This is a genomic window from Noviherbaspirillum denitrificans (assembly GCF_002211445.1).
GTDB lineage: Bacteria > Pseudomonadota > Gammaproteobacteria > Burkholderiales > Burkholderiaceae_D > Noviherbaspirillum > Noviherbaspirillum denitrificans.
In genome coordinates this window covers 1,857,223-1,866,707 of sequence record NZ_LSTO01000001.1, presented here as the reverse complement: position 1 = coordinate 1,866,707, position 9,485 = coordinate 1,857,223, and the positions used below count along the sequence as shown (strand labels likewise).

10 protein-coding genes and 1 pseudogene are annotated in these 9,485 nt (G+C 62.1%); 5 read left to right on the top strand and 6 right to left on the bottom strand.

Annotated features, from left to right (window positions below; genetic code table 11):
- Positions 1–610, bottom strand: a 610-nt coding sequence (locus AYR66_RS09235) for a rod shape-determining protein (protein ID WP_141104196.1), incomplete at its 3' end; no start/stop codon positions are given.
- A 266-nt stretch (positions 611–876) separates the two neighbouring features.
- Between AYR66_RS09235 and gatC the strand changes: the two genes are divergently transcribed.
- Genes gatC through gatB form a run of 4 tightly spaced genes read left to right on the top strand, consistent with a single transcriptional unit; the run spans position 877 to position 4,634 of the window.
- Positions 877–1,179: an Asp-tRNA(Asn)/Glu-tRNA(Gln) amidotransferase subunit GatC gene (gene gatC, locus AYR66_RS09230; RefSeq protein ID WP_088707255.1), complete on the top strand. Its 303-nt coding sequence runs from the start codon at positions 877–879 to the stop codon at positions 1,177–1,179.
- A 24-nt stretch (positions 1,180–1,203) separates the two neighbouring features.
- Complete coding sequence (gatA, locus tag AYR66_RS09225) at positions 1,204–2,664, top strand: Asp-tRNA(Asn)/Glu-tRNA(Gln) amidotransferase subunit GatA (RefSeq protein ID WP_088707254.1); 1,461 nt, start codon at positions 1,204–1,206, stop codon at positions 2,662–2,664.
- Complete coding sequence (locus tag AYR66_RS09220) at positions 2,661–3,155, top strand: hypothetical protein (RefSeq protein WP_088707253.1); 495 nt, start codon at positions 2,661–2,663, stop codon at positions 3,153–3,155. Before gatA ends, AYR66_RS09220 begins: the two co-directional genes overlap by 4 nt.
- A gap of 18 nt (positions 3,156–3,173) precedes the next feature.
- Positions 3,174–4,634 carry an Asp-tRNA(Asn)/Glu-tRNA(Gln) amidotransferase subunit GatB gene (gatB, locus tag AYR66_RS09215; protein WP_088707252.1) on the top strand — a complete coding sequence of 487 codons (1,461 nt, stop codon included), beginning with the start codon at positions 3,174–3,176 and terminating at the stop codon, positions 4,632–4,634.
- 45 nt (positions 4,635–4,679) lie between these two features.
- On the opposite strand, the gene pyrE is transcribed toward gatB, so the two are convergent.
- Positions 4,680–5,345, bottom strand: a complete 666-nt coding sequence (pyrE, locus tag AYR66_RS09210) for an orotate phosphoribosyltransferase (protein WP_088707251.1) — start codon at positions 5,343–5,345, stop codon at positions 4,680–4,682.
- 126 nt (positions 5,346–5,471) lie between these two features.
- Here pyrE and AYR66_RS09205 point away from each other — a divergent pair, with 126 nt between their 5' ends.
- On the top strand, positions 5,472–6,269 hold the full coding sequence (locus tag AYR66_RS09205) for an exodeoxyribonuclease III (RefSeq protein ID WP_088707250.1): 798 nt from the start codon (positions 5,472–5,474) through the stop codon (positions 6,267–6,269).
- Here AYR66_RS09205 and AYR66_RS09200 read toward each other — a convergent pair.
- The 4 genes and pseudogenes from AYR66_RS09200 to metX all read right to left on the bottom strand — a co-directional run.
- The gene (locus AYR66_RS09200) at positions 6,259–7,158 is read right to left on the bottom strand and encodes a M48 family metallopeptidase (protein ID WP_088707249.1); all 900 of its coding nucleotides are present in this window, start codon (positions 7,156–7,158) and stop codon (positions 6,259–6,261) included. The genes AYR66_RS09205 and AYR66_RS09200 overlap by 11 nt on opposite strands.
- 39 nt (positions 7,159–7,197) lie before the next feature.
- Entirely contained in the window at positions 7,198–8,496 is a 1,299-nt protein-coding gene (locus AYR66_RS09195) for an AmpG family muropeptide MFS transporter (protein ID WP_420093098.1), read from the bottom strand.
- Between the two features lie 24 nt (positions 8,497–8,520).
- A complete protein-coding gene (gene metW, locus AYR66_RS09190) occupies positions 8,521–9,123 on the bottom strand; it encodes a methionine biosynthesis protein MetW (protein ID WP_088707248.1) in 603 nt (200 codons plus the stop codon).
- Positions 9,120–9,485, bottom strand: a pseudogene (gene metX / locus AYR66_RS28825) (homoserine O-acetyltransferase); the annotation flags it as partial. The pseudogene metX and the gene metW, both read right to left, overlap by 4 nt.

Sequence of the window (9,485 nt, the reverse complement as noted above, 5' to 3'; positions counted from 1 at the left end):
GGATATAGTTGACGATCGCTTCGTCGAACTTGTCGCCGCCGACGCGCACGGAGCCCTTGTACACCATGCCGCCCAGCGAGATGATGCCGACTTCGGTCGTACCGCCGCCGATGTCGACGACCATCGAGCCGGTCGCGTCGGAGACGGGCAGGCCGGCGCCGATCGCGGCGGCCATCGGCTCTTCAATGAGGTAAACCTGCGACGCGCCTGCGCCGAGTGCGGATTCGCGGATCGCGCGGCGCTCGACCTGGGTGGAACCGCAGGGAACGCAGATGATGATGCGCGGGGACGGCTTGAACAGCTTGGAGTCGTGCACCATGCGGATGAACTGCTTGAGCATCTGTTCGGTGACGGTGAAGTCGGCGATCACGCCATCCTTCATCGGGCGGATCGCTTCGATGTTGCCCGGCACCTTGCCCAGCATCTGCTTGGCTTCCTTGCCGACCGCCTGGATGGTTTTCTTCCCGTTCGGCCCGCCTTGCTGACGAATCGCCACCACCGACGGCTCGTCCAGCACGATCCCCATGTTGCGCACGTAGATCAGCGTATTGGCTGTGCCGAGGTCGATTGCCAGGTCGTTAGAGAAATAACTGCGTAAAAATCCGAACATGTATGGTCCTGATGCGCATCATGGGCGCGCTTAACGTTGGTGGTGAAAACCTGCGGTCCGGCGGCGTGTCAAAACAGCTTCGCCAGCGAGGTATTAACCCGCCATTCTACCTTATAATTTAGCCGAAGTTAGTCGAGGGAAACCTTAAAAATGCGTGCCGGATAAGCCCCAGATCACGCGTTTTGACAAGTTTTTACCAGAACTAGAAAACATATTATTCCTTTGAAAAACAGCGCCCCGCGAGGGGCCGTCCATCCCTTTCCATCATGTCACTCGACCTCTCCGACGTTAAACGCCTTGCCCGACTGGCGCAGCTCGACCTGAACGAAGAACAGGCCGCCAAAACCCTGGACAAGCTCAACGGCATCTTCTCCCTGGTGGAGCAGATGCGCGCCGTCGACACTACCGGCATCGAGCCGCTGAACCACCCGATCGCCGCCTACCAGGACGACGTCGCCCTGCGCCTGCGCGAGGATGAAGTCGCCGAACCGAACCGCCGCGAGGACTACCAGCAGGTTGCCCCGGCCACCCAGGACGGCCTGTACCTGGTCCCGAAAGTCATCGAATAACAAGAGCCGCGCCCTTACCATCCTATGCACACCAAGACACTCAAAGAGCTTTCCGCGCTGCTGCAGGCAAAGCAGGTTTCCGCCACCGAACTGGCCAAGGCTTACCTTGGCCGCATCGCGCAGAGCGACCTGAACGCCTTCATCCATGTCGACGAAGGACTCACCCTCGCCCAAGCCGCTGAAGCGGATGCCCGCATTGCAAAAGGCGACACGACGCCGCTCACCGGCGTGCCCATCGCGCACAAGGACATTTTTGTCACGCGCGGCTGGCGCTCCACCGCCGGCTCGAAGATGCTCTCGAACTACATCAGCCCCTTCGATGCTACTGTGGTGAAACAGTTCCGTACGGCAGGCATGGTCAACCTCGGAAAGTTGAACTGTGACGAATTTGCCATGGGTTCGTCGAACGAGAATTCCTTCTTCGGCCCGGTCAAGAACCCGTGGGACAAGATTGCAATTCCCGGCGGCTCCTCCGGCGGCTCGGCGGCGGCAATCGCCGCGCGTTTGGCCCCGGCTGTGACTGCAACGGACACCGGCGGTTCCATTCGCCAGCCGGCATCTTTGTGCGGCGTCACCGGCATCAAGCCGACTTACGGCCGCGTGTCGCGCTTCGGCATGATCGCTTTTGCATCGTCGCTCGACCAGGGCGGCCCGATGGCGCAGACCGCGGAAGACTGCGCACTGCTGCTGAATGCGATGACCGGTTTCGATCCGCAGGATTCGACCAGCCTCGAGCGCCCCTCGGAAGATTTCACGCGCGACCTCGACAAGCCGCTGCAGGGCCTGAAGATCGGCGTGCCGCGTGAATACTTCGGCAAGGGCCTGGCCAGCGATGTGGAAGAAGCGGTGCGCGGCGCGCTGCGCGAGTACGAGAAGCTGGGCGCGACGCTGGTCGACATTTCGCTGCCCAAGACCGAGCTGTCGATTCCCGTGTATTACGTGATCGCGCCGGCCGAAGCCTCGTCCAACCTGTCGCGCTTCGACGGCGTGCGCTACGGCCACCGCGCCGCCGATTACAAGGACCTCGCCGACATGTACCGCAAGACGCGTGCGGAAGGATTCGGCGATGAAGTGAAGCGCCGTATCCTGGTCGGCGCCTATGTACTCTCGCACGGCTACTATGACGCCTACTACCTGCAGGCGCAGAAGATCCGCCGCCTGATTGCGCAGGACTTCCAGGAAGCATTCAAGCAGTGCGACGTGATCATGGGCCCGGTATCGCCGACGGTGGCGTGGGACCTTGGCGACAAGGCCGACGACCCGGTGGCGAATTACCTCGCCGACATCTTCACGCTGTCGACCAGCCTCGCCGGGCTGCCCGGCATGTCGATCCCCTGCGGCTTCGGCAAGGGGGAGAAGAACGCGAAGCGCCCGGTCGGCCTGCAAATCATCGGCAACACCTTCAACGAGGCGAAGCTGCTCAACGTCGCGCACCAGTACCAGCGCGTCACCGACTGGCACAGCCGCATTCCGGAAGGCGTATGACACCACTCGTCCGCGCGACACTGGCCGCCCTCCTGCTGATTGCAGGAACGGCATCGGCTGCCGACCAGCAGCTCGAGACACGGTTCTCGTGCAGCGTCGCGCGCACGGTGGATGGCGAGAAAGTGATCTACGCAGACAACGGAGAAATCAGCCTGGCAGGCAGCCATATCGACGCCTTCCGCTGGGAGTCGTCGCTGTTCCGCAGCACCCACGGCTTCGACTGCAGCATCGACGAAAGCGACGGCCTGGTGGCCGAAGTCCGCGATGCGGCGCCGATGGTGCAGTGGCGCATCGCGCTGAAAGACGCAAACGATGCGCGCACCCGGCGCGGCTACGATTTCGACCGCCTGCCTCGATGTACCATCCGGCTCGAGCGCGAAGGCGACACGCTGAACGTGAAGCCGAGCTGTCCGGCGCTCTGCGGATCACGCCCCAATTTTTCGGAACTCTCGGTCAACCTGAAGACCGGGCAGTGCCGTTACGAAGAATAAATTTCTGAGGAAAACACTATGCAATGGGAAGTCGTCATCGGACTTGAGACGCACGCACAGCTCTCTACCCAATCCAAGATTTTCAGCGGCGCCTCGACGCAGTTCGGCGCCGAGCCGAACACCCAGGCCTGCCCGGTGGACCTGGCGCTGCCCGGCGTGCTGCCGGTCATGAACAAGGGCGCCGTCGAACGCGCGATCCAGTTCGGCCTGGCGATCGGCGCCAAGGTTGCACCGCAGTCGATCTTCGCGCGCAAGAACTACTTCTACCCCGACCTGCCGAAGGGCTACCAGATCAGCCAGTACGAAATTCCCGTCGTGCAGGGCGGCACGCTGTCGTTCGTGCTGGAGAAGGATGGCAAGGCCGAGATGCGCACGGTGCAGTTGACTCGCGCCCACCTCGAAGAAGATGCCGGCAAGTCGCTGCACGAGGACTACCACGGCATGACCGGTATCGACCTCAACCGCGCAGGCACGCCGCTGCTCGAAATCGTGACCGAACCCGACATGCGCAGCGCCGCCGAAGCGGTGGCCTATGCGAAGGCGCTGCACTCGCTCGTGGTATGGCTGGGCATCTGCGACGGCAACATGCAGGAAGGCTCCTTCCGCTGCGACGCCAACGTCTCGGTGCGTCCGCTCGGCCAGAAAGAATTTGGCACGCGCTGCGAGATCAAGAACCTGAACTCCTTCCGCTTCCTCGAAGAAGCGATCAACTACGAAGTGCGCCGCCAGATCGAGCTGATCGAAGACGGCGGCAAGGTGGTGCAGGAAACCCGCCTGTACGATCCGGATCGCAAGGAAACCCGTTCCATGCGCAGCAAGGAAGACGCGCAGGACTATCGCTACTTCCCGGACCCCGACCTGCCGCCGCTGGTGATCGCGCAGGAATGGATCGAGCGTGTGAAGGCATCGATGCCGGAACTGCCCGGCGCGATGCGCGAGCGGTTCGTCCGCGACTTCGGCCTGCCCGAATACGACGCGTCGGTGCTGACGCAGTCGAAGGCAATGGCTTCCTACTTTGAAGCGGTCGTGAACAAGGCCGGCAAGGAGCAGGCCAAGCCTGCCGCCAACTGGCTGATGGGCGACGTGTCGTCCACGTTGAACCGCGAAGGCGTCGACATCGCCAATGCGCCGGTGAAGGCGGAACAGCTAGCCGTGCTGCTGCAGCGCATCGCCGACGGCACGATTTCCAACAAGATCGCGAAGGAAGTGTTTGCCGGCATGTGGGAAGCGCCGTCGGACAAGGAAACGCTGGCCGACGACATCATCGAGGCGAAGGGCCTGAAGCAGATTTCCGACAGCGGCGCGCTGGAAAAGATCGTCGATGAAGTGCTGGCCGCGAATGCCAAGTCGGTCGAGGAATACCGCTCCGGCAAGGAAAAGGCATTCAACGCAATCATCGGCCAGGCAATGAAAGCCACCAAGGGCAAGGCCAACCCGGCCCAGCTGACGGAATTGCTGAAGAAGAAACTGGCCGGCTGATCCCGGCCATGAAGGACGCGCCGCCCGGCGCGTCCTGCGTGACGCTTACTGCACCCCGTAACGGCTGCGGTAAGCCGACACCGCATCCTTGTACTTCGCCAGGTCCGGATTGGCGCCGGCCCGCGAAATGTATTCCAGCAGATCGGCCAGGTTGCCAATCGATACGACAGGCATGCCGTAAGCCTTGGTCACTTCCTGCACCGCCGAGTGCGCGGACAGCGCATCATCCTTGCCCGACTTTTCCATGCGGTCCAGCGCAATCAGCACCGCGCTCGGCGTTGCGCCAGCGGCGCGGATCATCTCGACCGACTCGCGTACCGAAGTGCCTGCGGAAATCACGTCGTCAATGATCACCACCCTGCCCTCCAGCTTGGCGCCGACGATGGTGCCGCCTTCGCCATGGTCCTTGGCTTCCTTGCGGTTGTACGCAAAGGGCACGTTGCGGCCCTTTTGCGCCAGCGCGATCGAGGTGGCGGCGGCCAGCGTGATGCCCTTGTAGGCAGGACCGAACAGCATGTCGAACTCGATGCCCGAATCGATCAGTGCCTGCGCATAGAATTCGGCCAGCTTGCCGAGCGTGGCGCCGTTGTTGAACAGGCCGGCGTTGAAGAAATAAGGCGACGTGCGCCCCGCCTTGGTAATGAACTCACCGAAACGCAGCACGCCTGCATTGACGGAGAATTCGATGAATTCCTGGCTCAGCTGACTCAAGATGTCCTCGATATGGATGATTTGACAATGCCGGACCGTGCCGGACAGACCCGCATTGTACCGGGTCGAGCCGCACGTTTCGGATGAATCGGTTATGCTAGCCGCTCGTTTTTTCCCCTGAACACCATGCTCAAGATCGTCTCAGCCAACCTCAACGGTATCCGCTCCGCCGCCAAGAAGGGCTTCTTCGAATGGATGGCAAAGCACGATGCCCATTTCGTCTGCGTGCAGGAACTGAAAGCCCAGGAAGCCGACATGACACCGGCATTTCGTGCGCCGGAGGGTTACCACGGCCATTTCCACTTCGCAGAGAAAAAGGGTTACTCCGGCGTCGGCATCTATTCAAAGTTCGCGCCGGATGCGGTCAAGATCGGTTTCGGCTGCGAGGAATTCGATGCGGAAGGCCGCTATGTGCAATGCGATTTCGGCAAGCTGTCGGTGATCTCGGTGTACTGCCCGTCCGGTTCGTCCAGCGAGGAGCGCCAGCAGGCGAAATTCCGCTTCATGGATGTCTTCCTCCCGCACCTGCAAAAGCTGCGCGACTGCGGCCAGGAAGTGGTGCTGTGCGGCGACTGGAACATCGCGCACAAGGAAATCGACCTGAAGAACTGGAAGAGCAACCAGAAGAACTCCGGCTTCCTGCCGGAAGAGCGCGCATGGATGACGCGCGTGTTGGGCGACGTCGGGCTGGTCGATGTGTACCGCCGGTTGCATCCGGAGACGACCGGCGAGGCGTACACCTGGTGGAGCAACCGCGGCCAGGCGTGGGCGAACAATGTGGGGTGGCGTATCGACTACCACATCTCCACCCCGGGAATTGCCGAGAAGGCGAGCGCCGCAGCCGTCTACAAGGCCGAGCGCTTCTCCGACCACGCGCCGCTGACCATCGAGTACAACGGCGCGTCGGCCTTCCTCAAGGGATAGGCGCGATCCCTTTCACGTTGCTCATGTAGGGTGGTGGCGGCGTCTGCGTGCCGCGCGCCTTCACAAACAGCGGCATCACCGACGGCATGTGCTTCTGCATCTCGGCGATGCGGGCATCTCCCGCCGGGTGGGTCGACAGCCATTGCAGCGACGTATTCTTGCTCACCATCCCCATCTTCTGCCAGAGCGCGATGCCGGCGCGCGGATCGTAGCCTGCGCGCGCAGCGATGTCGAGGCCGACCAGGTCGGCTTCGGTCTCATCGCCACGGGAGAATTTCAACACCATCAGCTTTGCGCCGAAGCCGGCGACGCCATCTGTCAGATGCGGATCGACGCCGAACAACAGGGAAGCACCGATGCCCGCCAGCTTCGCGCCGGCATTGGTCAGTGTCGATTTCGCCAGCCGCTCGCGACCGTGTTCGCGCAACGCATGCGCGATTTCGTGCCCCATCACGATGGCGACTTCATCATCGGTCAGCTTCAGGCTGTCCAGGATGCCTGTGTAGAAGGCAATCTTCCCGCCCGGCATGCAGAAGGCATTGATTTCCTTCGAGCCGATCAGATTGACTTCCCATTGCCATTGGGCTGCGCGTTCGTTCCAGCGCAAGGCATGCGGGATGATCTTGTTTGCAATCGCACGCAAGCGCTGCAGCTGGGGATGGCCTTCCGGGGCAAGCGCTTTCTGCTGCCCCGCGTCGCGCTTGATGCCGAGATATTGTTGCAGCGCCGCCGCTTCCACCTGCTCTTCCGACACCAGCTTGCGCACGCTGGACATCTTGTCGACCTTGACGCCGTCGTCGGCACCGGCCGCGCTGTCCTTCGCCTGCACACCAGGGCCGGCGATCCCCAGCACGATGGCGAACAGGAATGCGTGAATACTCCGTTTCATGTTTTCGTCCTCCGTCAACGCGGCCGGACGGGCGTCAGGTCAGGCGTCCTGTTTTTTCCAGGGAGCGACCTTCGGCAACAGCATCATGCCCGGCAGCGCAAGCGCAAAGCATATCAGGAAGAACACGAACCAGCCTGTATGCGCGACGATGTAGCCGGTCGCCGCATTGAAGAACGTCCTTGGCACCGCGGCAAGGCTGGTGAACAGCGCGTACTGCGTGGCCGTGTAGCGCGGGTCGGTGGTGGTGGCAATGTAGGCGGTGAACGCGGCCGTGCCGAGGCCGACAGCGAACGCTTCCAGGCCGATCACCGCGCCCAGCATCAGGGTTGCATTTTCGCCGGTGGCAACGCCCACGTTGGCCAGCGCGGCAAAGCCGAGAATGGCAACCGCTTGCAGCACGCCGAAGATCCACAACCCGCGGTTGATGCCGGTCTTTTCCAGCCACACGGCGCCGAGGATGCCGCCTGCCAGACTGGCCCACAGGCCGGCATTCTTCGCTACAAGACCGATCTGTGTCCGTGAGAATCCGAGGTCGATGTAGAACGGCGTCGCCAGCGCGGTGGCCATCGAATCGCCCAGCTTGTAGAGGAAGATGAAGGCCAGCACCAGCAGCGCATGCGACCAGCCGCTGCGGCGGATGAATTCGCGGAACGGCAGCACGACCGCCTCGCGCAAGTTCTTTGGCGGCTGGCCATAGAGCCGCGGCTCGGAAATCAGCAGCGTGGTCAGCACGCCGGGCAGCATGAACAACGCGGTGACGGCGAACACCGCCTGCCAGCTGATGTGGTCCGACAGGATCAGCGACAGCGAGCCTGGCACAAGCGTCGACAGCTTGTAGGCATTGACGAACAGCGCGGTGCCCGACCCTTGCTGCGCATCTGTCAGCATCTCGCGGCGGAAGGCATCAATCACGATATCCTGGCTGGCCGACAGGAAGGCAATCGCACCTGACAGCAAGACAATCGCGGTCAGGTCGGTCTTCGGCGAAAAGAATCCCATCGAGCCGACCGCCCCCAGCAACAACAATTGCGTGACCAGCATCCAGCCGCGCCGCCGGCCCAGGAGAGGGAAGTGGAAACGGTCCATCAACGGCGACCAGACGAACTTCCAAGTATACGGAAAGCCGACCAGCGCAAACAGGCCGATGGCCTTCAGGTCTACGCTTTCCGACTTCAGCCATGCAGACAGCAGGTTGTAAAGGATGAACAGCGGCAGGCCGGAGGAAAAGCCCAGCGAGACGCAGATCAGCATCTCGCGGCTGAAATAATGACGCCAGTCGGGCTTGTTCGGTTCGGCGCTTGCGGCCTCGGGTGGTGTGACGGGCGTTGCGCTTGTCATTAAGTTACTCGCTGATGGCGTGGATTATCTCTTGCGGAATCGGAACACGGCCAGGCTGCCGCGCCAGTTCGGGAGGAAGTTGACGGGGTTTCCGTCGTGCAACGCAACGCGTTCGAGCACTTCGAGTCCCACCCGGTTCGCAAGTTCCTCAAAGTCCTTGATCGTGGCGCAACGCAGGTTGGGCGTGTCATACCACTCATACGGCAGCGATTTCGACACCGGCATGCGGCCGCGCAGCAGCGCGACGCGGTGTGGCCAGTATGCAAAGTTGGGGAAGGAGACGATCGCCTCGCGGCCCACCCGCGCGATGTCCGAGAGGATGCCCTCGACGTTCTTCATCATCTGCAGCGCGGACAGGCAGAGCACGGTGTCGAACGCGTTGTCGGAGAACATTGCCAGTCCGGCCTCAAGGTCCTGCTGGATCACGGATACGCCGCGGTTCACACACAGCGGGATCTTGTCGTCGTCGATCTCGACGCCGTAGCCTGAGCAGCGCTTGTCCGACTGCAGGTACTCCAGCATCACGCCGTCGCCGCAGCCGAGGTCGAGCACATGCGACTCCGGCGCGACCCAGTGCGCGATGAAGGCGAGGTCGGGACGGAGGGTATTCAGTTCGCGGAAGTTCATGCCGCACCTCCGCCGTTGATGTCTTTCCAGATGCGGTCGTAATAGGCTTTCACGACATTCATGTAGCGGGGATCCTCGAGCAGGAAGGCATCGTGGCCGTGCGGCGCATCGATTTCGGCGTAGTCGACGCGGCGCTTGTTCTTGACCAGCGCCTGCACGATTTCGCGGCTGCGCTCGGGCGAGAAACGCCAGTCGGTGGTAAAGGAGACCAGCAGGTATTGCGCCTTGGTGTTGGCCAGTGCGGCGGCGAGGTCGTCGCCGTAGTCGCGCGCGGGATCGAAGTAGTCCAGCGCCTTGGTGATCAGCAGGTAGGTGTTGGCGTCGAAGTATTCGGAGAACTTGTCGCCCTGGTAGCGCAGGTA

Excerpts from the sequence above, each read along its gene's own strand:
- gatC (WP_088707255.1), top strand. The coding sequence starts at position 877 with ATGTCACTCGACCTCTCCGACGTTAAACGCCTTGCCCGACTGGCGCAG.
- gatA (WP_088707254.1), top strand. The coding sequence starts at position 1,204 with ATGCACACCAAGACACTCAAAGAGCTTTCCGCGCTGCTGCAGGCAAAG.
- AYR66_RS09220 (WP_088707253.1), top strand. The coding sequence starts at position 2,661 with ATGACACCACTCGTCCGCGCGACACTGGCCGCCCTCCTGCTGATTGCA.
- gatB (WP_088707252.1), top strand. The coding sequence starts at position 3,174 with ATGCAATGGGAAGTCGTCATCGGACTTGAGACGCACGCACAGCTCTCT.
- AYR66_RS09205 (WP_088707250.1), top strand. The coding sequence starts at position 5,472 with ATGCTCAAGATCGTCTCAGCCAACCTCAACGGTATCCGCTCCGCCGCC.
- AYR66_RS09200 (WP_088707249.1), bottom strand. The coding sequence starts at position 7,158 with ATGAAACGGAGTATTCACGCATTCCTGTTCGCCATCGTGCTGGGGATC.
- AYR66_RS09195 (WP_420093098.1), bottom strand. The coding sequence starts at position 8,496 with ATGACAAGCGCAACGCCCGTCACACCACCCGAGGCCGCAAGCGCCGAA.
- metW (WP_088707248.1), bottom strand. The coding sequence starts at position 9,123 with ATGAACTTCCGCGAACTGAATACCCTCCGTCCCGACCTCGCCTTCATC.